Here is a 23,932-nt window from a genome sequence, read left to right on the forward strand (position 1 = left end):
CCTCGTCGCCGCCCTGTATGCGCGGGCCGTCGCTTCCCTTTCTTCACCCCATCGAGAGATCCGTCTGATGACGTTGCCCCTACCTGTGGAGAGAACAGCCGAAGATGCCGCCGCCATCCGCGCCGGTATCGCGATGGAGCGGCTGCTCAATACATGGCTGCGAGAACGCATGACCGAATCCGTGCCGGTCGAGGGTGAGGCCTGCATCTTGAACATGGGCGCGAACAGGCTGCGCGCCTCGTGCCTGCGGGCATCGCCGGGAGGCTTCCATCGCTGGCGGCTACCCGTGTTGGTCGAACAAGCCGATGGGTCCGCAACGGCGACGAATGACCCTGTTCTCATCGCAAGCCTGATGGCGGATACGCTCGCACAGGAAAATGGCTCTATCTCGCCGGCGATCAAGGAGCGCCTCATCAAGGCGCTCGATGGTGCGGAGGAGCACGCTCTGGTCTGCGCGGCGCGTCCTTTCGATCCATCCCCAATGGGACTGGAGCAGAGTCTCTGGCACGGGCATCCATTCCATCCATTTGCCAAAAGCATAGATGGCTTTTCGGCGGACGATATCGACTGTTATGCGCCGGAGCGCGCCCGTGGTTTCCAGTTGCGCTGGATCATCGCCGAGACCGAAGTCGGGGCTGCGCTGTGGCGTGACGGGCAGGCCCAGGAGCGGGTGAACCGCATCCTCACCGATCTTTCCGGTCTGCCGGAAAAAGCGATCGGAGGCCGCCTTCTGATTCCGAGCCACCCCTGGCAGGCCGCGCGCCTCGAAACCGATCCATCATTCGCTGATCTCGTCGCGCGGGGACGCGCGATCCTCACCCTGCCCACCGGCGCGACGATGCAGCCGACGTCATCGGTCCGCACCGTGTTCGCACCCAGCGCCAATATGTTCCTCAAGCTCCCGATTGCGGCCCGGATCACCAATTTCGCGCGCACCAACCCGCGCGACCAGATCGCCCGAAGCATGGCGGCAGAGCAGGCGCTTGCGGCGATTGCGAAACAGGTCGCCGCCTGCGGCCTCGACGTGCTCGATGAGCCCGGCGCCGTCTGGATTGATCGTCCCGACCTCGAAGCAATTACGGCCGTCGTCCTGCGCGATGCGCCTCGGCGAGAAGCATTTGTACTGGCTGGCCTGCTCGAACCATCGCCGAACGATGGCCGCCCGATGCTAGAGGCCATGGGCTGCGGCTTTTCCGGTCTCGCCGCGGCGCAAGCCTGGCTACACGCTTACGTCCAGACGGCCATACTCCCGCCGCTGCGCCTGTTCGCCAGAACGGGCGTCAGCCTCGAAGCGCACAGCCAAAACAGCCTTCTGGAGTTGGACCGTGGAACTCCAACCCGCCTGATCGTGCGCGACCTGGAAGGGGTCAGCATAGATCGCGAGCGCTTCGAACGCATCGCGCCGAAGCTAGAACTCGATCCATCAGTATTCTTCCTCGCCGAGGAAGCGCGCCGGCGCCTAGTCTACTACCTGATCAGCAATCAGTTGAACCATGTGGTCGCGGCAGTCTCGCGTCTGGCTGATGCGCCGGAAGGCGACCTCTGGCGCTCCATTGCCGAGGCATTGTCCACCGCCGCCGAGGACAGCCCCACCGCCAGCCTCGTCGCCTGGCTTCTCGAAGCGGAAACCCTGCCTGCCAAAGCGAATTTCACGAGCTGTTTCGGCGGTCGCGGGGAACGGCCCGATTATGTCGAGATACCCAATCCCCTCCGACCTGCGCTGCGGAATGGATATGCACTGCAGCAATCGACGGTGGCGCTATCATGACGCTGTTGAGGCCAAGCGCCGCGCAAGTCGTCGCCGTGGTGGACAGCGAACGGCCGATCTGCGCCTTCCTGCACGATCTCGATGCGCTGCGGCGGCACGTGCTGGAAGTGGTGAGGTCGCTGCCGCCCCGGGCGGAACTGTTCTATGCCGTCAAGGCCAACAACGACCCCCGCATATTGCGAACGCTCGCGCCGCACGTTGCCGGGTTCGAGGTCGCCTCGTCGGGCGAAATCCTGAAAGTGCGCGATGCGGTCGGCTCCGGAGCCCGGATCATCATGGGCGGACCCGCGCGCACGCGCGAGGATATCGAACTGATCCTGGCACAGGGTGTCGAACGGCTCCATGTGGAAAGCCTGCACACGGTGCGCCTCGCGAACGCCGTTGCGGCACAGGCGGGTGCGGTCCTGCCCATATTGCTGCGTGTGAACCTTGCCGGCCCAGTGCCGGGAGCAACCCTCACCATGGGAGGAGCGGCAACCCAGTTCGGTATCGCGCAATCCGATATCCCCGACGTCCTGGATCTGCTGGCGCATTGTCCGGCGCTGCGGTTCGAGGGATTCCATTTCCACACGGTCTCGAACAATCGCGATGCTGCCGGACATGCCGCGCTCTGCGCGATGGAACTCGATCTCGCCCGGTCCTGGGCGAACAAGCATGGTCTGGACTTGGCGGTAGTCAATCTCGGCGGTGGCTGGGGTGTCGACTATGGCGATCCGGACTGGCGGTTCGACGTGGAAGGCTTCACCCGCGCGCTCGCACCACATGTAGCTGGTGATCTGCGCCTGCAATTCGAATGCGGCCGGATTCTCGCCGCCTATCATGCCGTCTATGTCTGCGAGATTCTCGACATTAAGGCAGTCCATGGACGTGTCTTCGCCTTGCTGCGAGGTGGCACCCATCATTTCCGGCTGCCGAGTTCCTGGGTGCACAATCATCCTTTCGTGATTCTGCCCCGCGATGCCTGGCTTCATCCCTGGCCCCGGCCCGAATGCTCCGATACAAACCTGACGCTCGCCGGCGAGCTATGCACCCCCAAGGATGTGTTGGCCCGCGATGTGCCCGTCACGCGGGCGCGGATCGGCGATCTCGTCTGCTTCCTCATGGCGGGTGCCTATGGCTGGGATATCTCCCATCATGACTTCCTGTGCCACGCCCATCCCGAGCGCATCTATCTGAACGAGGCGGGGGCATGAGCACGGCAATCCGCTCACCTTTTCAACTATTTGGGGGACGCGAAACGCAGCGCGGCCTCACCGCCGTCCTTGACTTCGATCGCAACGCTACTCTAACAGCCCAAATATGCGAACGATTCGCATTAGCAAATATTTGGGGGCAACACATGCTTGCGACTACTATGAATACCCGTGTCGTTCGGAAACACGGCACCGTCTCGATACTGGCTTTGCTTGCGGCGATGGCGTCATCACCGGCCTTTGGCGCGGAGAACGCGGACGGCGAAGCTGCGGCAGCCGGTTCAGGACGCGACGACATCGTGGTAACGGCCACGAACCCGGAATATCGCACCCCCGACACCACGGCGTTGAAGATCGACGCGCCACTGCGCGACATCCCGCAGACGATCGACGTCATCCCCAGTCAGGTGATGCGCGATCAGCGTGCCTTGTCGTTACAGGATGCAGTCAAGAACGTGGCCGGCATCGGCATGGCCACCGGAGACGGCCAGCGCGATCAGTTCGTGATCCGCGGCAATATCGCTTATGGCGACCTCTTCATCGATGGCGTGCGCGACGACGCCCTCTATTTCCGCGACCTGTCGAACATCGAGCGGATCGAGATCCTGAAAGGGCCGGCGTCCGTACTCTACGGACGCGGCTCCTCCGGCGGCCTCATCAACCGCGTTTCCAAGAAGCCGGGCACCGAGGGCGGGGAGATCGTCCTGAGCTATGGTAGCTGGGACGACAAGCGCGGCGAGATCGATCTTGGCCATGTCTTTACCGACAATGATGTTGCCGTTCGCCTGACCAGCGCGATCGAACGGTCGGACAGCTATCGGGATCAGGGCTTTCTCAAGCGCGAAGCCATCGCGCCCTCGGTATTGTTCGCGCCGAGCGAACGCACACGGATACTTCTTCAGGCCGATTATCTGCGTGACCGCCGCTTGACCGACAACGGCATTCCGGCCTTCCAGGGACGCCCGGTCGATGTCCCGGCCTCGACCTATTATGGCGCGGCCAACGGCAGGGACGTGGATTTCAGCCAGTCGGAAGTCTGGTCCACGACCGCGACGCTTGACCATGAGTTCAGCGATACGCTTCGGCTGCACAACGCCTTCCGCTACTATGACTATACGCTCGATCGGCAGAACACGATTCCGAACATCGTCAACGAAGCCGCGCGGACGGTAACGCTCAATCGCCAGAGCACCGATCGCGCCGAGCATGGCTGGTTCAACCAACTGGAACTATCCGGCACATTTTCCACCGGGCCGTTGGAGCACAAGCTGTTGCTGGGCTTCGAAGCGGGCCGTCAGTCCAAATATGAGCTGCGCATCGATCGGGCGAACATCGCCACGGTCGATCTGTTCAACCCGGTTCTGCCGGTCCTGCCCCTGGCAGTCTCCGGTAATCCCAGCACGAACCGGACCGGCGTCTACAAGACCCTCGGTTTCTATGCCCAGGACATGATCGCCCTCGGGGAACACTGGAAGGTGCTTGCCGGTCTGCGCTATGACCGCTTCCGTCAGGAAGTCCACCAGCGCATAGCGGGACAGCCCGACCTTGCGCGGACGGACACATTCTGGAGCCCGCGCATTGGCCTCGTCTGGCAGCCGACGCCGACCCAGTCCTACTACGCCTCCTGGAACAAGTCCTATCAGCCTTCCGGTGAGACTTTCGCTCTCTCGGCGAGCAGCGCGGACATCGCACCGGAAAAGACGATCAACCGCGAAATCGGGGCCAAGTTCGATCTGCTCGACGGCAAGCTTTCGGCGACGATCTCGGCCTTCAACCTCAAGCGCTCGGATATCAAGGCGACCGATCCGGTTCTGCTCAGGGTCGTGCCGGTGGGCGTGCAGCGCACGCGCGGTATTGAAGCTTCGGCGCAGCTGGAACTGGCGGAAGGATGGCAGGCCATCGCCAGCTATGCCTATCTCGATGCCCGTATCACCAAATCGCCGGCGCTAGATTCCGGTGTTCCCATCCAGGGCAACCGGCCCACGCTGACGCCAACCCACAGCGCGAGCCTCTGGCTGATGCGGAACTTCGGAGACCGCTTCGGCCTCGGCGGTGGCGTCAACTATGTCGGCGATCGTCAGGCCAACCTCGCGAACACCGTCGTTCTGCCCGAATATCTTACGGCTGATGCGATGGCGTGGGCGCGTCTGGGCAAGTTCAAGGCGCAACTCAACATCCGCAACATCTTCGACCGCGACTACATCGTGTCGGCTCACGGCACCGTGGGGAACCTCAACATGCCCGGCGCTCCGCGGTCCGCGATGCTCACGCTGCGATACGCGATCGACTAGCCGCTTCCAGCCACCCGTCCTCAGGAGAATAACGATGAACATCGCCACTGCCGTCAAGCCCGCGCCATCGGTCCGCGATCACAGCCGTTATATCCTGAGGCGCGTGGCCGATTGCCTCGTGCGCGAAAACTATCGGGAAATCGCGCTTGGTACGGTCATTCCGGCCGAGAGAGCGCCCTTCGACAGGCTGATCGCACCCACGGATCACTATCTCGCCTACGAGACCGCGGATGGCGGCACGCTTTTCATGCCGGTCGAGCCTGACGGGTTCATGCAGACGTGGCGTGTCTGCGCACCGCCCTTCGTTCATGTCGCGCGGCAGGGCGCGCGGCTCATCGACAGCGTCACTGAGTTCATCGAGATATTGAAGGCCGGGCTCGAAGGCGAGGACAGCGGCAACGTTTCCGCCTTTCTCGATGAGTGCCAAGCCGCGATCGAACAGGGCGCTATCTGCGACGCGGCCCGCGATACCGCCCCGCCTGCCGCCGCACGCCTGGCCGACCATCCCGAATGGCACAAGCAGATGCTTGCCAACGACAGGTTGGCATCCTTCATCGATCATCCATTCTATCCTACAGCGCGGGCGAAGCACGGTTTTGCCGCCGACGATCTCATCGCTTATGGTCCGGAATATCAGCAGTCGTTCCGCCTAGCCTGGCTCGCCCTCCCCAAGGACAGTCTGTCCGTGCAAGGTGAAGTGCCTGCCCGTTGGCCGTCGTTCGCCGATGTAGGGCTCGATCCAGCGCTGGAGCAGACGCACGCGCTCCTGCCCGTCCATCCGTTCATGCGCGGCGAGAGAATGGACGTGATCCTGGCCGAGGCGGGGATGGCCGATCGCGCCTATATGGCGCCACGGGACTATCTGGAAGTCGCGCCTACGCTCTCGGTGCGGGCCTTGGCAGTCGTCGAGGAACCCGGCCTCCATATCAAGCTTCCGCTGGCGATTAGCACGCTCGGACGCCTCAACTTGCGGGCGATCAAGCCGGTCACGATCAACGACGGCCATGTCGTCCATTCGCTGTTGGAGGCGATACGGGCCGATGACGCGGCGCTCCGGGCAAAGCTTCTTCTCACCGACGAAAGCGGCGGGGCGCATCACGCCGGGGAGCGATTCCTCGCCTACATCGTCCGCCGCTATCCCGAAGGGCTCGATGGCTGCGAGCCGGTGCCGGTCGCGGCCTTGATGGCGCCAATGCCTGATGGCCGTCCCTACGCGCTGCATCTGGCAGATCGGTATTATGGGGGCGATGTTGAGCGGTTCCTCAGCGAGTTTTGTGACCTGCTCCTGAGCGTCCATCTTCGCCTGGCGGCGCATTACGGCATCGAACTCGAGGCCAATCAGCAGAACTCCGTGGTACTCTTTAGTCGGGGCGAGGGTGGCTTGCGCCTGCTGCTCAAAGATAACGACTCCCCCCGGATCGATGCTTCCGCCCTGCTTGTGGCTTTTCCAGGGGCGAACGTCTGGATCGGAAGGCTGCAAGATTCGCGTATCACCCAAACCGACACAGCGGCCATCGCGCAGATGCTGATCACCATCACGATCCAGCTCAATCTGGGTGCCGTCATCGAAGGGCTAGGCCGTCATCTGGGCAGGCCCGGCGCCTATCGAAGCCTGTTGCGCGCGTCCGTCGAGCGGCAACTCGACCGGCTGGATGGCGAAGGCATCGTGTCCGGGCCGCTGCGCGCCGCGCTGCTGGACGCGCGCCATTTCCCGATCAAATATCTCCTGCGCGCCGCAACGCTGGAAACCCGCGAGGCGATCGGCGCTGCCGATGTCAACAAGGCCTATGGGCATACAGCGCCCAACTTTCTCCTTGGCGAGACGGGGCGGTGAGCCCGGGCCGCATCAAGGCCACCGTTCTCGCCTGTCATTTCGCGGGTGCGTTCGGCCCCATGGGTTTGCCGCCCTTCCTGGGCCTCATCCTGGTCGGGCTCGCGCCCGATGCCAGCGAGCGCCTGATCGGCTGGCTCTACATTGTGCCGACCGCATGCCTTGCCATCTCCGCACCGCTGTGGGGTCGCATGGCCGACCGATGGGGCCGCAAGCCACTGCTAATTCGCGCGCAGATCGGTCTAGCCGTCAGTTTCGTCATCGCGGGCCTCGCCGGATCGTTGCCGCTGTTCGTGATCGCGCTTTGCCTCCAAGGCCTCCTTGGCGGCACCTTCTCGGCCAGCAACGCCTATCTCTCGGAAGCCTTGCCGCGCAAGGAACTGTCGCAGGCGCTGAACCTGACCCAGGCGAGTGCGCGTCTCGCGCTCATCCTGGCGCCGGCGGCCGTGGGTTTCCTGATCGATCGGCATATCGTTCCGCAGAATGTCTATCTGGTCATAGCACTCCTGCCGGTGGTCGCCGTCCTGATGCTGCTCCCCCTTCCTGCGAAGAGCCGCTCCAAAATCGAAGCGGCGGCGGATAGCGCGGTCCCGTTGCCCCACGGTCGGCAAGTGCTCTCGCGCGGCGCGATCATGGCCGGCCAGACCGGGTTTACGCTGGCCATGATCTCCACCTTCCCGTTCCTCGTGCCTTACAGCATGAAAGCGTTCGGCATCGGTGCCGGCACCGCCGGATGGCTCTTCGGCTTGCCCCATATCGTCTATCTGTTCGCCTGCCTTCCGCTCGGCCGGCACTTGCGTGATCGCGATCCCGTGCCCTGGTTCGCCGCCGGAAGCCTGATCGTGGGCGGTATGCTCGCGGTGCAGGCAGTCACCACGTCGCTGCTCGTCTTTGCGATGGCGCGGGTCGCGCTGGGGGCGGGCATGACGCTCGGCTATGTCGCGCTCAATGCCCTGATCACCGACACGATAGAAGACGCCAGCGCCGGCCGGACTTTTGGCTGGTTCGATAGCGGCGCCAAACTGGCGACGATCGCCGCCAGCGTAGGGGGAGGCATGATCGCGGCCAGCGGCGGGATTGGCCCGCTGTTCTTCGCCGCCGCGCTCTGCGGGGCGCTTACCGCAGCCATGGTCATGCTGCTGCGCGGATCGACGGCGTTCACCCGCTCAGCCGCCCTCAAATAACGCTCAGCTTGTAGCAAGGAGAATACCGATGCTGATGTCCGAACTCGTTGCGCCCGCTCATGGGCAGCGAGGCGACAGCCGCCGCCCGATCAAGCTGAACCTCTATCGCGACTATGAGGTCGAGGCGGTCGCGAAAGCCATGGCCGACAGCCCTGTCCTCCAGATGGGTATTCGGCTCGATTGCCTGATGGTCTCGGATTCCTACCTGATGACGCACCTGGGGCGGGACAGCACCCGCTTGGCGAAGGGCGAGCAGGCCCTGTTCCTCGAGATCATGGCCGGATTGGTCAAAGAAGTTGCGTATCGGGCAAAACAGCTTTTTCCCTACGAAGCTCCCTATATCGTCGGCGACATGCCGGATGGATCGGTCGTCAATGGCGAGATTGCGGTCCGCAGCGCCGACCGAATGCGCCGTGCCGGCGCCGACGTCGTTAAGCTGGAGGTTCATTCGGAAGCGGTCATTGCCATAGTCGAGCGGCTGACGCGGGAAGGTTTCCGGGTCATGGCCCATTTGGGCTACACCCCACAGGGAGGCAATGGCGGCCGGGTCGGCGGATCGCTGGACGGCGCGTATGCACTGTTCGCTTCAGCCCGGCAGGTTCGAGACGCGGGGGCCGAGAGCATCGTTCTGGAGAAGGTCGACGAGTTCGTGCATCGCACGCTTGTCGATCGGCCCGAAGCCTTGCCGAGCTATGCAATCTTCAGCGGTAAGTCGGAAACCGGGGGGCAATCACTCAATATCTGGGATTCCGTTTTCAAGCCGGGCTTCCGCGCACGCTATTTTCCACCTACCGCGCGGGAGACCGTCGATGCGTTCCCTATGGCCTATTCTGCCATTGCCATCGCAGAGCATATCGGCGCCTTGCTATCCCTCACGGCCGCGGGCGAATTTCCACTGTCTCCGCCAACTTTACTCTCCATTGACGATGTTGTGGCGCTGGCCTCGTCTGATCCTTGGGCAGATTGATAGCTCTTCGATCAGAGGCCTGCTGAACAGCCATGATCGAATTGCGCCAGCTTCGCTATCTGATCGCAGCGGCCGAGGCTGGCAGCTTCAGCCGGGCGGCGCGCAGTATGAACATCAAGCAGGCGACACTCAGCCGGCACATCATTGAGGTCGAAAAACGACTGGGCATGGCCCTGTTCGATCGCGGTACGCGCGGCGCGGCGCTGACCCACAATGGAGATGCCTATCTGCGGACGGCGCGACGCATCGTGCGAGAATTCGAGGAACTGAACGCTTGGGTGCGCGCCACGCAAAACGGTCATGTCGGCAGGCTGGCAATAGGCTTCTACACCTCTCGCTCTGCCGGCAACCTGCACGCGACTCTCAGCGAGTTCGACGAGCGCTATCCGGAGGTGAAACTGCGCGCATTCGAGCGGGACCGCGAGATGCTGCTGGCGGGAATCGAAAGCGGTTTGCTCGACATCGCGATCATGATCGGCGAGGCACCCTACCCAGGCCTCACGAGTCGGCCGTTATGGAGCGAGCGCATCCTGGTAGCGATGCCAGAAAGTCATCCGCTAACCGAGCGCGAACGCATCCACTGGACCGACCTGAACGGCGAACGCTTCCTGCTGACCGAACGAGATCCCGGCCCGGAAACACGCAACATGCTCGTGGGCAAGCTTGGAATGCCCGGTTACACGCCAGAGATCGACATGGACGACATCGGACGCGACACGGTACTCAGTGCTATTGCACTCGGCGGGCGTCTCTCAATCGTCGTGGAATCCGCGCTCGGCATCCAGGTTCCGGGAGTGGCATTCCGGGAGGTCCACGAGACCAACGGGCATATGCGGGTCGGATTCTCGGGTTATTGGCGGGAGGACAATGAGAACGCCGTGCTGCGGCGCTTTCTCGATTTCGTGGCCGTCCGCTATTCTCTGCCACCTATGCCGGGGCCGCAACCATCGACAGAGCAATCGGGAAAGGAACCGTCATGACGCGTGGCAGGACGCTCATCATCGCGCTTGTCACGCTGACCCTCGGGTTTGGGGTTGGCTTCGTGCTGCGCCCGGTAATCGTGCCGGTCGGTCTATCGGCAACTGCTGCGAGTCCGTCCGCCGCAGCGGTGGCGCCGGCCGCACTGCGCGGAACACAGTATTTCGCAGTGCATCTCGACGAGGCGCGGCAGATCGTAACGCAATGCGCGGAAGGCTCGGTAAGGGGCGACGAATGCGCCAATGCTGAGCAGGCCGTCGTCGAGGCGGAAGGCCGAGGCCGCTTCAAGCGATTCATGGGCAACTGAGGACGGCGACCGCGCCTTTACTTGTCTTGCGCGCGATGCCGACGAAAAGCCCGGTCGGTTTCCATGAATCGGGTGAGCATGGGCGCAATCAATTTTTCGGGCGAGACCGGCGCTGCCCCGGTCTCGGCGGCGAGCGCCGCAGCGTAGGCAACGAGATCACGGTGAACCGGCGCGGGCAGCTCCACGGAGAGTTTGACCGGGCGGTCGTCGGCCAGCGGCCCCAGCTTCAGCTTCGTCATCGCATCGCTCCGATGGGTTCGAGCACCAGGTCGCGTGTAATGATCACGCGCAAGGGGTGCCCCGGCCGGATGGTGAGCGTCGGCTGCACATTGAGTTGTCGACGAACGATCTGCTGGCCGGTCTGATTGATGGTGTCCTGCGATCCCCGCCGCAGCGCACGGGTTAGATCGTCCTCGCTGTCGGCGCCCAACTCGGCGCCTACGCCGAGCAGCGTCGAGACGGCCGCCGCCTTGAGCAGATTGCCCCAATGCTGGTTCACGCGATCCTGGAGGCCCACAAAGCCGGCTCCGTCCGCGCCGGGCTGACGCTCGAGAACGATCGAGCGGCCATCCGGCATGATGAGCCGGTCCCAGGCCAGCAGAACGCGGGTCTGCCCGGCGGCGATCTCGCTGTCATACTCGCCGATCAGCCGCGCGCCCTGCGGGATGAGCAGGATGCGCCCCGTGGGGCTGTCATAGATATTCTGCGTCACCTGCGCGGTGATCTGGCCGGGAAGGTCCGACCGGATGCCGGTGATAAGCGCAGCCGGGATGATGCTGCCGGCCTGAACGATGTTGGGCGACGCGGGCTGGGCCAGCCGCTCGACGCTCACCGTGCGCTGGTTTGACGCCTGCGCCATGAAGGCCCGCTTAGCGGCTTGGTCGCCCTGAGCGGCGCTCGCCTGCTGCGGCTGCGGCGCGGCTTGCCCTGGCAGGACCAGCGACGACGCTGGCGTCGTTCTGACGTTGGCAGCATTCCCGCCGAGGAACACGCCGCTCATACGGGCAGCATCGCGCTCCTGTTGGGCGCGCTGGCGGGCCGCCTCTGCGGCCTGGGCGCGGGGATCGGGCTGGGCCGGCTGCACACCGACCGGAGGACCCAGGACATTCTCGCCGCGCCGCTGGGCGGAGACGATGGGACCGCCGAGGTCGCCGGGGAGCGGCGGCCCGAGCTTCGGCGCCTGGGCATAGTCCCTCGGTCCAGAGGTGATGGTCTCGGACGTGGCGCGGCTGTCGGTGCTGTAGAGTTCCTTCGCTTCCTTCTCGCCTGCTGGTCTGAGCGCATAGATCAGCGAGCCGCCGATACCGAGGCCGGCGGCGACGCCGACGACGGCGAGCGCCTTGCGCGACAGGCGCATGACGCGCGGCGGGTCGCCGCGAAGCTGGAAGGCTTGGGGATCGGAGCGCGGCGCGGCCGGCTCGGCGGCGGGCGTATCGGTCGGGTCGCTCACGGCCGCCCCCTCCGGCGCGCGTCCGCGCCGTCGCGCACGATGCGGACACGCTGTTCGCTACGCTTGTCGCCCAGACGCAGCTCGGCGGCGGCGAACAGGCGATCGACCACCATGTAGCGGCCCTGCACGCGGTAATTGATCAGCTCGGCACCGCCGGCCGCGCCAGTCACGAACAACGGCGGCATCTCGCCCTGCGCGATCCTGCCCGGAAACTCGATGAAGACCTGGCGACCATCGTCGAAGGCGCGAACCGGCTTCCACGGCGCGCGGTCGCCCTCGATGCGGTAGCGAAAATTGAGCGCAGACACTTCTACGCCGCTTGCCACCGGCGCGGTGTTTGCCGCCGCGGCGTTGCGGCTTTGTAAGGCGATCAGCGCGTCATGGGGATAGGTCCAGGAGACCGACGCCATGTAGGTCGAAGCCGTCGCGCGCAGCTCCAAATGATAGGTGCGCCGGTCGGTGTTGATGACGAGGTTGGTGCCGATGTCGGGGCGCGTCGGCTTTACCAGGATATGCACCCGCGCCGTAGGACCGCTGCCGCTCACCGTGTCGCCAATGATCCAGCGCACAGTATCGCCCGCCGCGACCGGCCCCGGCCCAACGAGCTGCTCGCCTTCCTGCAAGGCGATGTCCGTCACCTGGCCGGGCGCGGCATAGACCTGATAGAGCGCGCCGTCGGTCCAGGGATATTGCTGGATCGCATTGAGGAAGCCGTCGCGCGCAGGCTGCACGCGGGCGGCGGTGTTGGCCGCTCCGACGCGGCGCCGGGGATCGGCGGGCTCAGGCGGCGGGGCGCTCCTCGCCAGTGGCTTCAACTGGCCGGGGAGCGGCAGCGGCTCGGGGATCATCACCACGGCGACGGGCGTAGGCGGCTTGGGCGCCGGCGTAGCCGCGATTTCGGGAGGCGGTTCGTCGTAGGCGACCGTCGGCGTCTTGGCGGAGGTGGTGGCGCAGCCGGCGAGCGCGGCGGCCGACAGCAGCAACGCCGCCGAAGCGGAGGGACGGAAAGGCGTTTGCGTCATTGCGAGAGCTCCTTTGACCAGTTGAGGGCGTTGACGAAGACACCGAGCGGATTGCGACGCAGCGCGTCGGGGGTGCGCGGGGGCTGGACGACGACGGTGAGGATCGCGGACCAGCGTTCGGTCGCGGCGAGGCTGCCGTCCTGATAGCGGCGCTCGGTCCAGGCGACCCGGAAGCTGTCGGGTGAGGCGCGGATGACGCTCGACACGTCCACAGCGACCTGAACCTTGCCAACATTGGCGAACGGGTCGTTGGCGCGGGCATAGTCATTGAGCGCGAGCGCGCCTTTGTCGGTGGTGAAATCATAGGCCCTGAGCCAGTTCTGGCGGACGATGACCGGATCGGCCGGGATGGCGCGGACCTGCTCGATGAAGCGGGCGAGATGGAATGCGATCTGCGGATCGGTCGGTCGATAGCCGGTCTCGGCCGGCGCAACTGCCTGTGCCTCGCCCAGCCGATCGACCTGCACCACCCAGGGCACGATATGGCCGCGCGCCGACTGCCACACCAGGCCACCCGCAAGCCCGCCCGATAGCGTCAGCGCACCGAAGAAGGCGAGCCGCCAGTTCTTCGCCTGCACGCGGGCGGAGCCGATGCGGTCATCCCACACCTGAGCGGCGCGCTGATAGGGTGTCGTGGGTTCTGGTGTCTGGCCGTAGCGGATGGTTGGGCGTCGAAACATGGATCAGTCCTTCTCTTTGATGTCGGGACCGGGACCGCCACCGTGGCTGTCGCCACCCTTCATCGTGTGGGCGAGCACGGTCGCGCCGTGTGTCACGGACTGGCGGCGCTTCATCGCGGCCGCCCAGGCAGGCGCACCGCCGCCGCTAGTGGCCGGGGAAGCGGCTGCGGTACTCGCCGTCGAAACCGTGGCCGCCGCTGGTCCGCCGGTGATCGTACCGCCGCTGGTGGTGAACCCAGCACGGGCGCCGGAGCGGAAGCTGGCCTTCATCGCCTCGCCGCCCTTGGCGGCCGCCTTACGCAACGGCGAGAGGGCGGCGTTTGCAGCGCTCCCCGCTGCGGCGTGACCAACTGCGGACATGCCGCTGACCACGGCGCTTGCACCGCTCTTGCCGAACGAGCCGAGGCTGTAGGCGCTGGCGGCTCCACCTGCGGCCTGAGCACCGCCACGCGCGGCAGCGCCGGTCATCCGGCCGGTCGCACCAATGGCGGAACCGGCGGCTCCGACACCGAGCCGTGCAGCGGCTGCACCGCCGACCAGCGCACCACCGGCTGCAAGGGTGGTTCCGGCCGCCGAGCCCGCCCCGAGCTGCGGCCCGCCCGAGACGATGCCATTGGCGATGCTGGGACCGAAGATCGCGAGCCCGAACAGTGACAGCGCGGCGAGCGCAATCGCCATGACCTGATTGATGTCTGGCTCGACGCCGAGGCCGGCGCTCGTGAACTGGCTGAACAGAGTCGTGCCGATGCCCGTGATGACGGCGAGAACCAGCACCTTGATGCCGGTCGAGACAACATGGCCCAGCACGCGCTCGGCCATGAAGGAGGTCTTGTTGAAGAAGGCGAACGGCAGCAGCACAAAGCCGGCCAGCGTCACCAGCTTGAACTCGATCAGCGTGATGAAGACTTGCACCGCGATGATGAAAAAGGCGAGCACCACGATCAGCCAGGCGATCAGCAACACGAGGATCAGCGCGGCATTGGCGAAGAAGGCCCAGAGGCTGGAAAATTGACCCGCCGCGTCGAGCAACGGCTTGCCGGCTTGAAGGCCGGTCGCAGCGATCGTGCCCGGCTTCATAAAATCGGCGATCGACATCGCCCCGCCGCTGGCTTGGAGGCCGAGCCCGGCGAAGGACTGGAACACGATATTGGCGAGCGACGAGAAATTGCCGATGATGAAGGCGAAAGTGCCGATGTAGAGCGTCTTCTTGACGAGGCGTTGAAGCACGTCCTCGTCCGCACCCCAGGCCCAGAACAGACCGGCGAGTGTCACATCGATGGCAATGAGTGTGGTCGAGAGGAACCCAACCTCGCCGCCAAGCAGGCCAAACCCGCTGTCGATGTAACTGGTAAAGACGGCCAGGAAGGTGTCGATGATACTGGTATCGTTCATGGCGCGTCGCCTTTGGCGGATGGCGAAACGTCGCCATCGCGCCCGGTTTCGATGGCAGGCTCGTCCTGGCGGAAGAAGCGGCGGCGGTTCTCGGCCCAGGCCGCTTCGCAGCCCGAGTCTGGCATGGTGAGCGTTGCGCAGCGATCCAGCTCGCGGGCGAGCCGGTCCCCGCCGCCCTCTGCCGACATGGTGAGACGTGGCGATGGCGCGGGCGCCTCCGGCCGCACAGCAGCGATGATCGCCACCGTCATCATCAGCCCCGCCAGCCCTGCCACCCCCGCGATCTTCGCCGTGCGCGACATGGCTTGCCTCAGTTGCCCATGAAGCGGCGGAACCGCTCGCGGCCTTCGGCTTCCTCGGCCGCCTGCCGAGCCGATTGCAGTGCTTGTGCACGGCCCTGCGCCGCGACTGCGGCGGTGAGGTCGGCGAGTTGTTGCGATTGCAGGGCGAGAAGCTGGTTTCCGGCCTGTGTCGCCTGAAGCGCGCCGGTCGCGGACTGGCTGGCCGAGACCAGGTTATTCATGGTTGTGCGGGCGCCGTCGATGTTGCCGACAACGCCCGCCTGCACCTTCAGCACGTCCTCGAACGCGCCGACGCTATCCTCCCAGCGGGCATTGGCGTTGGCCACCATCCGGGCGTGATCGCCCGTTAGCGCTGCGCCCTTGTAGCGGTCGGTGAACGCCTGCTGGACGTTCTGGACGTCGTAGGCGATGCGCTGCGCCTCTCCGAGAAGCTGCTGGGTGCGCTGCACCTGCTGCTGCAACTGCTGAAGCGAACTGAACGGCAGCGACGCCAGATTGCGCGCCTCGTTGATGAGGCTGGTCGCCTGGTTCTGGATTTGCTGGATCTGGTTGTTGATCTGCTGGAGCGACCGGGCGGCCGTCAGCACATTCTGCGCATAGTTGGTCGGGTCATAGACGATCCCGCCGAACTGAGCATAAGCCGGGCTGGCAACGGTGATGCCGATGACGCCCGACGCAGCGAGAACGCCGGCCACGATGGCGCGGCGCAGAATTTTCGTCTTCATAGCGGTAACTCCTGCTGGCTGGGGGGAAGAAGTTCGACGGCCCAGGCGCAGCCGCGATGCCGCAGCCATTCGGCGGCGAAGGCGGATGCCCCGTGGGTTTCAGTGATCTCGGCGATGCGGAGCTGGTCGGTCTTCGACGATGCCGCGGCGAACGCCAGCGCCACTTCGCCTAGCCCCAGCTCGAACAGTCGGTTGCCGCGCCGGGACTGGCAGTAATAGTCGCGCTTGGGCATCGCGCGGCTGAGTATTTCGATCTGGCGGGCGTTGAGCCCGAACCGCTCGTAGATCGCCGCGATCTGCGGTTCGGCCGCGCGCTCGTTCGGCAGGAATATGCGGGTCGGGCAGCTTTCAATGATGGCCGGCGCGATGCTCGACGATTCGATGTCCGCGAGGCTCTGCGTGGCGAAAACGACGCTCGCGTTCTTTTTCCGAAGCGTCTTCAACCACTCGCGGAGCTGCGCGGCAAAGTCCGGGCTGTCGAGAACCAGCCAGCCCTCGTCGATGATGATGAGGGTCGGCGAGCCATCGAGCCGACCCTCGATCCGGTGGAACAGATAGGACAACACCGCGGCTGCCGAGCCGGCGCCGATTAGGCCCTCTGTCTCGAAGGCTTGCACATCGGCTTCGCCGAGCCGCTCGGCCTCGGCGTCGAGCAGCCGGCCCCACGGCCCGCCGATGCAGTACGGCGCGAGCGCCTGCTTGAGCTGCTGGCTCTGGAGAAGCACGGCCAGGCCGGTCAGTGTCCGTTCCGCAACGGGCGCGGACGCCAGCGAGCCGAGCGCCGACCAGATATGCTCCTTGGCCTGTGGATCGACCGCCACGCCTTCGCTGGTCAGGATCGCCGCCAGCCATTCCGCCGCCCAAGCACGCTCCGCAGGATCGTGGATGCCCGCGAGCGGTTGAAGCTGCACGCCGTCGCCGGCCTCATCGGCGAGCATCCCGCCGAGATCCTGCCAGTCCCCGCCCATGCCGATCGCGGCGGCGCGGATGCTGCCGCCGAAGTCGAAGGCGAAGACCCGGGCATTCTTGTAGCGGCGGAACTGCATCGCCATCAGCGCGAGCAGCACGGACTTGCCGGCGCCGGTCGGCCCGACGATCAGCGTGTGGCCGACGTCGCTGCCATCGGCGTGAAGGGAAAACCGGAACGGGGTCGAGCCTTCGGTCTTGCCGTAAAGCAAGGGGGGAGCGCCGAAGTGCTCGTCCCGTTCCGGCCCCGCCCACACCGCTGAGAGAGGGATCAGGTGGGCGAGATTGATGGTGGAGATCGGGGGTTGGCGGACATTGGCGTAGGTGTGGCCGGGCAGGCTCCCCAGCCATGCCTCGATTGCGTTCATCCCTTCGGGGATGACGGTGAAATCGCGGCCCTGGATGACCTTCTCCACCAGCCGCAGCTTCTCGGTGGCGATGGCGGGATCGCGGTCCCACACCGTCACCGTCGCGGTGACATAGGCCATGCCCGCATAGTCTGCGCCCAACTCCTGCAGGGCGGTGTCGGCGTCGGCAGCCTTGTTCGAGGCGTCGCTGTCGAGCAATGTGCTCGCCTCGTTGGTCATCACCTCTTTCAAGATGGCGGCGACGGATTTGCGCTTGGCGAACCACTGGCGGCGAATGCGGGTCAGCAGCTTGGTCGCGTCGGTCTTGTCGAGCATGATCGCGCGAGTGGACCAGCGATACTCAAAGGCGAGCCGGTTCAGCTCGTCGGGCAGTCCGGGGAAGGTGACACTCGGGAAGCCCGTGATTGTCAGCGTGCGAAGATGATGCTCGCCCAGGCGCGGTTCAAGTCCCCCGGTCAGCGGCTCGTCGGCCAGCAGCGCGTCGAGGTGCATCGGGGTTTCCGGCACGCGGACGCGCTGGCGGCGTGTCGAGATCGTGCTGTGCAGGTAGGTCAGTGTCTCGGCGTCATCGAGCCAGCGGACCTCGGGCATGAAGCCTTCGACTAGATTGAGCACACGGTCGCTGCGATCGGTGAAGCCCTTGAGCAGCTCCCACGGATCGACACCGTTGGTTGCGCGGCCTTCGTAGAGCCAGCCTTCGGCGCGAGCGGCTTCTTCGGCCGGCGGCATCCACAATAGCGTCAGGTAATAGGCGCTCTCGAAGTGGGCGCCTTCCTCGCGGAATTGTTCACGGCGTTCCATGTCCACGAGCGCGGACACCGGATCGGGAAATTCGGATTCCGGGTAGTCGAGCGCGGGCGTGCGCTGCGCCTCGACGAAAATCGCCCAGCCCGATCCGAGCCGGCGGAGCGCGCTGTTCAATCGTGCGCTCGTCGCGACCAGCTCGGCGGGTGTTGCGCTGTCGAGATCGGGGCCGCGAAACCGCGCCGTGCGCTGGAACGACCCGTCCTTGTTGAGCACCACGCCTTCGCCGACCAGGGCGGCCCATGGCAGGAAGTCGGCAAGGCGCGCGGCCGTGCTGCGGTATTCACGCAAGCTCATCATGGCTGCATCCATGTCGGGTAACGGAGGTGGCGGCGGGCGACGTCGACGAACTGCGGGTCGCGCCGCGCCGCCCAGACCGCGATCGCGTGGCCGATCGCCCAGATGACTAGGCCGGCGATCCAGAGCCGTAGGCCAAGGCCGATGGCGCCGGCCAGCGTGCCGTTGACGATGGCGAGCGCCCGCGGCGCGCCGCCGAGCAATATCGGCTCGGTCAACGCCCGGTGGACGGGGGCATGAAAGCCCGCGATCTGCTCGCCGGCTTCCATCAGACGAGCGCTCCGCCGCCGAACGAGAAGAACGACAGGAAGAAACTCGACGCGGCGAAGGCGATCGAAAGGCCGAATACGATCTGGATCAGCCTGCGGAAGCCGCCCGACGTGTCGCCGAAGGCGAGCGTCAGGCCGGTCACGATAATGATGATGACCGCGATGATCTTGGCCACCGGCCCTTCGATGCTTTCGAGGATCGACTGGAGCGGCGCTTCCCACGGCATCGACGATCCGCCCGCGTAAGCCGGAAAGGCGAATGTCAGCGCAATCACGCTGGCGGATGCGGTGAGCATGGCGCGGTGTGCGCCATGCCGAAGGGCATGGATCATGGCAGGTCTCCCGGTTGGGCGGTGGAAAGCGAGGTGAGGCGGTAGTCGCCGGTGGCGGGGTCGAGTCCTTGGACTCGGGCCAGCTCGGCAAGGCGGCGCCCGTGTCCGTCGCGGACAAGCACGGCGATCAGGTCGATGGTCTCGGCGAGCAGCGCGCGGGGGACCGTCACGACGGCCTCCTGAATGAGCTGCTCCATGCGGCGCAGCGCGCCGAGCGTGGTCCCGGCATGGATGGTGCCGATGCCACCGGGGTGTCCGGTGCCCCAGGCTTTCAGGAGGTCGAGGGCTTCCGCGCCGCGAACCTCGCCGATGGGGATGCGGTCGGGGCGCAGGCGTAGGCTGGACCGGACTAGATCGGACAGCGAGACGACGCCATCCTTGGTCCGCATGGCGACGAGGTTGGGCGCGGCGCATTGCAGCTCGCGCGTGTCTTCGATCAAGACGACGCGATCGGCGGTCTTGGCGACTTCCGCCAGCAGAGCATTGACCAGGGTGGTCTTGCCACTGCCGGTGCCGCCGGCGACGAGGATGTTGGCGCGGGCGACGACGCCATCGCGGAGTGCTGCGGCCTCGGCGGCTGACATGATTCCGGCCGCCGCATAGTCGTCGAGCGTGAAGACGGCGACGGCGGGCTTGCGGATGGCGAAGGCCGGAGCTGCGACGACGGGCGGCAACAGCCCCTCGAACCGCTCGCCGCCTTCCGGCAGTTCGGCCGAGACGCGCGGAGACCGCGCATGGACCTCGACGCCGACATGGTGCGCGACCAGGCGGATGATCCGTTCGCCGTCGGCGGCGGCCAGCATCATGCCGGTATCGGAAATCCCCTCTCTCAGCCGATCGACCCATAGCCGGCCGTCCGGGTTCAGCATCACCTCGATAACCGCGGCATCATCGAGCCAGGCCGTGATCGACGGGCCGAGCGCCGTGCGCAGCATCCGCGCGCCGCGTGTGTTAGCTTCGGATCTGATCGGCTGAACGGACAAGAAACGGCCCCTGCGATGGGCCGGGCGAACCGCCGCCCGGCGTCAGGGGTCCATCAAAAGAGCTGGAAAAATCCGCGATTCAACAAGGAAATACTCGCGTCGAAGCGTAGCGAAGAAATACAGGGAATGGCGTAGCGCGCCGCTTGGGGTTCGCTGGCTCCGCCTGTCCGAAACAATCTGCCCACAACCCCGTCGTGCCAGCGCGATTCCAAATATCCCCGACCCAGTCTTGGAACATCGTGAGAACAAACTTGTTCTCTGGGAATCCTTCTGCCAATGTGGCGAAAATCGACACAGTGAGGGCGAGCAATGAGAAAATCAGCGGTGCGGCAGAACGAATTTAACCAGCTCTGCGATCGCGCCGGGCTGACGCATGGAGAGGCCGCGTCGCTGCTGTCCGTATCAGAACGCACGGTTGCCCGCTATGCCAATGGTACAGGTCGACCGTCTCCCCTTGGAGTGCGCGTCCTTAAGGAAGCGGCGAGGAAATCCGCCCAGCCGCCCCGCCCTGTATCTTTCCGGTTCATCGATCTCTTCGCGGGAATCGGTGGTCTGCGCATCGGCTTTCAGGGGATCGGCGGGCATTGCGTCTTCACGTCCGAATGGGATGAAAATGCGCAGAAAACCTATGCGCAGAACTTTCGCGACAATCATCCGCTTGCCGGCGACATTCGCGAGTATGCGGAGAACCCGGATCGCATTCCCGAGCATGATATCCTGCTAGCCGGCTTCCCCTGCCAGCCCTTCTCGATAGCGGGCGTGTCCAAGAAGAATGCGCTCGGCCGTCCACATGGTTTCCTTTGCGACACGCAGGGCACGCTGTTCTTCGACACCGCCCAGATCATTGCCCATCACCGTCCTGCGGCATTCGTGCTGGAGAACGTCAAGAACCTCGAAAGCCACGACAAAGGCCGCACCTTCGCCACGATCATGAACGTGCTGGAAAACGAGCTGGGCTATCATGTCCAGACGCGCGTCATCAGTTCCGAGCACTGGGTGCCGCAGAAGCGCGAGCGCATCTTCATCGTCGGCTTTCGCGAACCGACCACGTTTGATCTTAAGGGCCTGAAGCTGCCGCAGGGCGGCCCGAAGCTCGGCAGCATCCTCCAGCCGCATGACGAGGTCGATCCCAAATACACGCTGACCGAGCGGCTGTGGGAATATCTGCAGGCCTACAAGGAAAAGCACAACGCGAAGGGCAATGGCTTCGGCTTCAGCCTGTTTGGTCCCGACGATGTGACGCGGACCCTCTCGGCGCGTTACTACAAGGACGGCTCCGAGGTGCTTGTAGCGCAACCTAGCAAGCGTCCACGTCGCTTGACACCGCTCGAATGCGCGCGGCTTATGGGCTTCGACCGGGGTGAGCGTCGGTGGAAGATCCCCGTGTCCGACACGCAGGCCTATCGCCAGTTCGGTAATGCCGTTGTCGTGCCGGTGGTCGAGTTTATCGCCGAAGCCATGAAACCGCATATCGAGGCGGCGCTCTCGAACGGCTCCGATCGTCCGGTTGAAGCGCCGATTGTCGTCACGCGTCCCGACCGGGAGCCGGTTGCCGCGCATGGCTGACATTGTTCCGGCTGACGTGCGCAGCCGGATGATGGCGGGTATTCGGGGGACGAACACAAAACCCGAACTGCTGTTGCGCAAGGGCCTTCACGCACGGGGCTTTCGTTTCCGGCTCCATGACTCGGCCCTGCCGGGAAAACCGGATATCGTCCTGCCGCGCTATCGTGCCGTCATCCTTGCGCACGGCTGCTTCTGGCATGGCCATGATTGCCATCTGTTCAAGTGGCCCTCGACCCGGCCGGAGTTCTGGCAGACCAAGATCGGGCGCAATCGCGAGGTCGATGTGCGCACCGACGCCGCGCTGGCGCAAGCCGGCTGGCGGCAGGGCATCGTATGGGAATGCGCGCTGAAAGGCCGCACCCGGTTGCCGCTTGAGGATGTGATCTCGGCCTGCGCAGAATGGCTCGGATCGGACCGGCAACGAATCGAAATCAGGGGAAGATGAATGCGACGGGGGATGTTGTCGGACCTGTTCACGGGCGTCGTGGCGAAGAAGCTGACGCTGGTCGAAACGATCACCGAGAAATCAAATCAGCACGAGTTTCAGGGCACTCGGCCACTCCGGCGACTGCTGGGCGAAGACGACCGGCGTGGCATTCCGACCCATTTCATCTGGATTTCCGGCGAGCAGGAAGCTCTGGCCGAGGACGGCTTCATGAGCTGGTCCAATGTCCGGAAGGGCAAGCCGAGGGCAGCGGAATATCATCTCTATTATTCCGGCAACACGGTCACCGAACTGATGCAGCCGGGCGACATGCTTTTTCTCGCCCTGCAGCGGGACGGCTCGATCCTCGTTGTCATCACGCCGTCCGGCACCATCCAGAACCAGCTTGTCTGGCTGTTCGGTATCGAGGAGCAGGCGGAATTCGGTTTCACCTTTCAGGAGATTGACGGCAACAATAATGCCGAACTGGATTTTGCGGCACGCTATATCCTCGACGAACTGGGAATCGAGCCGGAGGAGCCGGAGGCGGATCAGCTTGACAGTCTGATCGAGAAATTCGGGCTGGCGTTTCCCACGACCCGGATATTCTCGGAGCTGGCGCGATCGTCCCTGCCGGAAGTGTCCGCCGCCGATGATCCTGATCGCGCGCTCATCGACTGGATGGACCGGGAGGAGCAACTGTTCCGCCGCTTGGAACGGCGCATCGTCGCGGCTAGGATCGGCGATGGTTTCCGCATGCCGGATGGCGCGGATGTGGATGGCTTTCTGTCCTTTTCGCTCAGCGTCCAGAACCGGCGAAAGGCGCGCGCGGGACAAGCACTGGAAAACCATCTGGAGGCGGTATTCGGTGCGCAGGGCATTCGCTATGTGCGCGGCGCCGAAACCGAAAACCGCAACAAGCCCGATTTCCTGTTTCCGGGGCAGCAGGAATATCGTGATCCCGACTTCCCCGCCGCGCGCCTGACCATGCTTGGCGCGAAGTCCACTCTCAAGGATCGCTGGCGTCAGGTGCTTTCCGAGGCCGTGCGGATCGAGGACAAGCATCTGTTGACGCTGGAACCAGGCGTTTCGGAAAACCAGACCGACGAAATGCAGGCTAAAAAGCTTCAGCTCATCGTGCCACAGCGACTGCACACAACCTATCGCCTGACACAGCAGGCTTGGCTGATGGATGTGGCCAGTTTCCTGTCGGTTGTGCGTGATCGACAGGATGGATGATCTGCTCCGGGGTGACGTTGAGAAAACCTTATTTCTTTTTATGGAATTCTGGAGAAGGAATAAGTTGCCGCAATTTAGGCGTCACTGGTGATCTGGATCATTAGTTCGTTGACCCGTGGCGCGCCCTGCGTCCAGGTTTGATTGAGGAAGTTGCGTGTTCTTGGGGGGCAATTGAAGCTAATTCGGATCCAGATGGCCAAGAGCGCTTGGCGATGCTGACGGCAGCCGCCACGTCGTCTGGCGACTGGGACCCGTCGCAAAAGGCCGTGATCCTAGCTGCGGCAGATCGCCGGCTGATCGTTGATGCGGGGCCGGGCACCGGGAAGACCGCTGTCGCCTGCGCACGCCTTGGCCATCTTGTTCTCGCGGAGGATGTCCGTCCGTCCCAGACGTGGATGATCAGCTTTACGCGGACAGCGATCGCGGAGATCCGGGCCAGACTTCACAGCTATATCGGCGATGCAGCCTTCGCCGTGAAGGTGGCCACCGTGGACGCCCACGCGTGGGCCATCCATTCCGGCTATGATCCTGCGGCAAGTCTTATACCAACGCGCATTGATCAGAACTCATGTGCCCACTGTCGCAGTCCGAGCG

At 64.6% G+C, this 23,932-nt stretch carries 23 protein-coding genes; 12 read left to right on the forward strand and 11 right to left on the reverse strand.

What is annotated here, in order from left to right:
* Positions 1-67 precede the first annotated feature (67 nt).
* From V2B31_RS01385 to V2B31_RS01420, 8 genes are read left to right on the forward strand one after another with little or no spacing between them, the layout of a single operon-like run.
* On the forward strand, positions 68-1,768 hold the full coding sequence (locus V2B31_RS01385; protein WP_328274547.1) for an IucA/IucC family protein: 1,701 nt from the start codon (positions 68-70) through the stop codon (positions 1,766-1,768).
* 35 nt (positions 1,769-1,803) lie between these two features.
* On the forward strand, positions 1,804-2,961 hold the full coding sequence (locus tag V2B31_RS01390) for a type III PLP-dependent enzyme (protein WP_328274549.1): 1,158 nt from the start codon (positions 1,804-1,806) through the stop codon (positions 2,959-2,961).
* Positions 2,958-5,252, forward strand: a complete 2,295-nt coding sequence (locus V2B31_RS01395; protein WP_328274551.1) for a TonB-dependent receptor — start codon at positions 2,958-2,960, stop codon at positions 5,250-5,252. Before V2B31_RS01390 ends, V2B31_RS01395 begins: the two co-directional genes overlap by 4 nt.
* Before the next feature lie 34 nt (positions 5,253-5,286).
* Positions 5,287-7,086 (forward strand): IucA/IucC family protein, encoded by a 1,800-nt coding sequence (locus V2B31_RS01400; RefSeq protein WP_328274553.1) that lies wholly within the window; start codon positions 5,287-5,289, stop codon positions 7,084-7,086.
* On the forward strand, positions 7,083-8,267 hold the full coding sequence (locus V2B31_RS01405) for an MFS transporter (RefSeq protein ID WP_328274554.1): 1,185 nt from the start codon (positions 7,083-7,085) through the stop codon (positions 8,265-8,267). Before V2B31_RS01400 ends, V2B31_RS01405 begins: the two co-directional genes overlap by 4 nt.
* Positions 8,268-8,295: 28 nt before the next feature.
* Complete coding sequence (locus tag V2B31_RS01410; RefSeq protein WP_328274555.1) at positions 8,296-9,234, forward strand: 3-methyl-2-oxobutanoate hydroxymethyltransferase; 939 nt, start codon at positions 8,296-8,298, stop codon at positions 9,232-9,234.
* A 32-nt stretch (positions 9,235-9,266) separates the two neighbouring features.
* The gene (locus V2B31_RS01415) at positions 9,267-10,214 is read left to right on the forward strand and encodes a LysR family transcriptional regulator (RefSeq protein ID WP_328274557.1); all 948 of its coding nucleotides are present in this window, start codon (positions 9,267-9,269) and stop codon (positions 10,212-10,214) included.
* Positions 10,211-10,519, forward strand: coding sequence for a hypothetical protein (locus tag V2B31_RS01420; RefSeq protein WP_328274559.1), 309 nt, complete (start codon positions 10,211-10,213; stop codon positions 10,517-10,519). The genes V2B31_RS01415 and V2B31_RS01420 overlap by 4 nt, the downstream gene beginning before the upstream one ends.
* 17 nt (positions 10,520-10,536) lie before the next feature.
* Here the strand turns inward: V2B31_RS01420 and V2B31_RS01425 are convergent, their stop codons facing one another.
* Genes V2B31_RS01425 through trbB form a run of 11 tightly spaced genes read right to left on the reverse strand, consistent with a single transcriptional unit; the run spans position 10,537 to position 20,109 of the window.
* On the reverse strand, positions 10,537-10,758 hold the full coding sequence (locus tag V2B31_RS01425) for a DUF2274 domain-containing protein (protein ID WP_328274561.1): 222 nt from the start codon (positions 10,756-10,758) through the stop codon (positions 10,537-10,539).
* Positions 10,755-11,969 (reverse strand): TrbI/VirB10 family protein, encoded by a 1,215-nt coding sequence (locus V2B31_RS01430; protein WP_328274563.1) that lies wholly within the window; start codon positions 11,967-11,969, stop codon positions 10,755-10,757. The genes V2B31_RS01425 and V2B31_RS01430 overlap by 4 nt, the downstream gene beginning before the upstream one ends.
* Positions 11,966-12,991: a P-type conjugative transfer protein TrbG gene (gene trbG, locus V2B31_RS01435; protein WP_328274565.1), complete on the reverse strand. Its 1,026-nt coding sequence runs from the start codon at positions 12,989-12,991 to the stop codon at positions 11,966-11,968. Before trbG ends, V2B31_RS01430 begins: the two co-directional genes overlap by 4 nt.
* On the reverse strand, positions 12,988-13,671 hold the full coding sequence (gene trbF, locus V2B31_RS01440) for a conjugal transfer protein TrbF (protein ID WP_328274567.1): 684 nt from the start codon (positions 13,669-13,671) through the stop codon (positions 12,988-12,990). The genes trbG and trbF overlap by 4 nt, the downstream gene beginning before the upstream one ends.
* A gap of 3 nt (positions 13,672-13,674) precedes the next feature.
* Positions 13,675-15,063, reverse strand: coding sequence for a P-type conjugative transfer protein TrbL (gene trbL / locus V2B31_RS01445; protein ID WP_328274568.1), 1,389 nt, complete (start codon positions 15,061-15,063; stop codon positions 13,675-13,677).
* Positions 15,060-15,365: a putative entry exclusion protein TrbK-alt gene (trbK-alt, locus tag V2B31_RS01450; protein WP_328274570.1), complete on the reverse strand. Its 306-nt coding sequence runs from the start codon at positions 15,363-15,365 to the stop codon at positions 15,060-15,062. Before trbK-alt ends, trbL begins: the two co-directional genes overlap by 4 nt.
* Positions 15,366-15,373: 8 nt before the next feature.
* Positions 15,374-16,090, reverse strand: a complete 717-nt coding sequence (gene trbJ, locus V2B31_RS01455) for a P-type conjugative transfer protein TrbJ (RefSeq protein WP_328274572.1) — start codon at positions 16,088-16,090, stop codon at positions 15,374-15,376.
* Complete coding sequence (trbE, locus tag V2B31_RS01460; RefSeq protein ID WP_328274574.1) at positions 16,087-18,528, reverse strand: conjugal transfer protein TrbE; 2,442 nt, start codon at positions 18,526-18,528, stop codon at positions 16,087-16,089. The genes trbJ and trbE overlap by 4 nt, the downstream gene beginning before the upstream one ends.
* Positions 18,525-18,794, reverse strand: coding sequence for a VirB3 family type IV secretion system protein (locus V2B31_RS01465; protein ID WP_328274576.1), 270 nt, complete (start codon positions 18,792-18,794; stop codon positions 18,525-18,527). Before V2B31_RS01465 ends, trbE begins: the two co-directional genes overlap by 4 nt.
* Positions 18,794-19,126, reverse strand: coding sequence for a TrbC/VirB2 family protein (locus tag V2B31_RS01470; protein ID WP_443021794.1), 333 nt, complete (start codon positions 19,124-19,126; stop codon positions 18,794-18,796). The genes V2B31_RS01465 and V2B31_RS01470 overlap by 1 nt, the downstream gene beginning before the upstream one ends.
* Entirely contained in the window at positions 19,123-20,109 is a 987-nt protein-coding gene (gene trbB / locus V2B31_RS01475) for a P-type conjugative transfer ATPase TrbB (protein WP_328274578.1), read from the reverse strand. Before trbB ends, V2B31_RS01470 begins: the two co-directional genes overlap by 4 nt.
* A 324-nt stretch (positions 20,110-20,433) precedes the next feature.
* On the opposite strand from trbB, the gene dcm reads away from it, so the two are divergent.
* The 4 genes from dcm to V2B31_RS01495 form a co-directional block, all read left to right on the forward strand.
* Positions 20,434-21,675 (forward strand): DNA (cytosine-5-)-methyltransferase, encoded by a 1,242-nt coding sequence (gene dcm / locus V2B31_RS01480; RefSeq protein WP_328274580.1) that lies wholly within the window; start codon positions 20,434-20,436, stop codon positions 21,673-21,675.
* Positions 21,668-22,120, forward strand: coding sequence for a very short patch repair endonuclease (locus V2B31_RS01485; RefSeq protein ID WP_328274582.1), 453 nt, complete (start codon positions 21,668-21,670; stop codon positions 22,118-22,120). Before dcm ends, V2B31_RS01485 begins: the two co-directional genes overlap by 8 nt.
* A gap of 39 nt (positions 22,121-22,159) precedes the next feature.
* Positions 22,160-23,338, forward strand: a complete 1,179-nt coding sequence (locus V2B31_RS01490) for a type II restriction endonuclease (protein WP_328274584.1) — start codon at positions 22,160-22,162, stop codon at positions 23,336-23,338.
* A 212-nt stretch (positions 23,339-23,550) separates the two neighbouring features.
* On the forward strand, positions 23,551-23,932 hold a 382-nt coding region (locus V2B31_RS01495), incomplete at its 3' end, for a UvrD-helicase domain-containing protein (RefSeq protein ID WP_328274602.1).

Origin of the sequence: Sphingobium sp., from assembly GCF_036170395.1 — a bacterium.
In the GTDB taxonomy this organism is placed as follows: domain Bacteria; phylum Pseudomonadota; class Alphaproteobacteria; order Sphingomonadales; family Sphingomonadaceae; genus Sphingobium.

Bases quoted from the DNA above. Each gene is read 5' to 3' on its own strand.
- V2B31_RS01385 (WP_328274547.1), top strand. From the start codon at position 68: ATGACGTTGCCCCTACCTGTGGAGAGAACAGCCGAAGATGCCGCCGCC.
- V2B31_RS01395 (WP_328274551.1), top strand. From the start codon at position 2,958: ATGAGCACGGCAATCCGCTCACCTTTTCAACTATTTGGGGGACGCGAA.
- V2B31_RS01400 (WP_328274553.1), top strand. From the start codon at position 5,287: ATGAACATCGCCACTGCCGTCAAGCCCGCGCCATCGGTCCGCGATCAC.
- V2B31_RS01410 (WP_328274555.1), top strand. From the start codon at position 8,296: ATGCTGATGTCCGAACTCGTTGCGCCCGCTCATGGGCAGCGAGGCGAC.
- V2B31_RS01415 (WP_328274557.1), top strand. From the start codon at position 9,267: ATGATCGAATTGCGCCAGCTTCGCTATCTGATCGCAGCGGCCGAGGCT.
- V2B31_RS01420 (WP_328274559.1), top strand. From the start codon at position 10,211: ATGACGCGTGGCAGGACGCTCATCATCGCGCTTGTCACGCTGACCCTC.
- V2B31_RS01425 (WP_328274561.1), bottom strand. From the start codon at position 10,758: ATGACGAAGCTGAAGCTGGGGCCGCTGGCCGACGACCGCCCGGTCAAA.
- trbG (WP_328274565.1), bottom strand. From the start codon at position 12,991: ATGACGCAAACGCCTTTCCGTCCCTCCGCTTCGGCGGCGTTGCTGCTG.
- trbF (WP_328274567.1), bottom strand. From the start codon at position 13,671: ATGTTTCGACGCCCAACCATCCGCTACGGCCAGACACCAGAACCCACG.
- trbL (WP_328274568.1), bottom strand. From the start codon at position 15,063: ATGAACGATACCAGTATCATCGACACCTTCCTGGCCGTCTTTACCAGT.
- trbK-alt (WP_328274570.1), bottom strand. From the start codon at position 15,365: ATGTCGCGCACGGCGAAGATCGCGGGGGTGGCAGGGCTGGCGGGGCTG.
- trbJ (WP_328274572.1), bottom strand. From the start codon at position 16,090: ATGAAGACGAAAATTCTGCGCCGCGCCATCGTGGCCGGCGTTCTCGCT.
- trbE (WP_328274574.1), bottom strand. From the start codon at position 18,528: ATGATGAGCTTGCGTGAATACCGCAGCACGGCCGCGCGCCTTGCCGAC.
- V2B31_RS01465 (WP_328274576.1), bottom strand. From the start codon at position 18,794: ATGGAAGCCGGCGAGCAGATCGCGGGCTTTCATGCCCCCGTCCACCGG.
- V2B31_RS01470 (WP_443021794.1), bottom strand. From the start codon at position 19,126: ATGATCCATGCCCTTCGGCATGGCGCACACCGCGCCATGCTCACCGCA.
- V2B31_RS01485 (WP_328274582.1), top strand. From the start codon at position 21,668: ATGGCTGACATTGTTCCGGCTGACGTGCGCAGCCGGATGATGGCGGGT.